General features: G+C 66.9%; 1 protein-coding gene. It reads left to right on the top strand.

Features of this window, described 5'->3' with window-relative positions; translation table 11 throughout:
* The coding region (locus V2S66_RS34405) for a transposase (RefSeq protein ID WP_330801041.1) at positions 1-328 on the top strand (328 nt) is incomplete at its 5' end.
* Positions 329-341 lie beyond the last annotated feature (13 nt).

Genomic DNA, 341 nt, shown 5'->3' with positions numbered 1-341 from the left:
CGGCCGGCCCCGCTCCACACCCGACCAGGTCATCGCCGACAAGGCCTACAGCTCCCGCGGGTTCCGCGCCTACCTGCGTCAACGCGGCATCGAGTGCACCATCCCGGAGAAGAACGACCAGCAGCGACACCGGCACAACCGCGGCAGCCGAGGAGGCCGGCCACCGGCATTCGACCGGCAGATCTACCGCCAGCGCAACGTCGTCGAACGCTGCTTCAACCGGCTCAAAGGCTTCCGCGGAATCGCCACCAGGTACGACAAGACCGCCGCCTCGTACGAGGCAGCGGTCAGTCTCGCGTCACTCCTGCTCTGGGCAAGATCCCTTTGAAGACGGACCCTAG

The organism is Actinacidiphila polyblastidii, assembly GCF_036353415.1.
GTDB classification, from domain to species: Bacteria; Actinomycetota; Actinomycetes; order Streptomycetales; family Streptomycetaceae; genus Actinacidiphila; species Actinacidiphila polyblastidii.
This window is presented reverse-complemented; position numbering and strand designations above follow the sequence as displayed.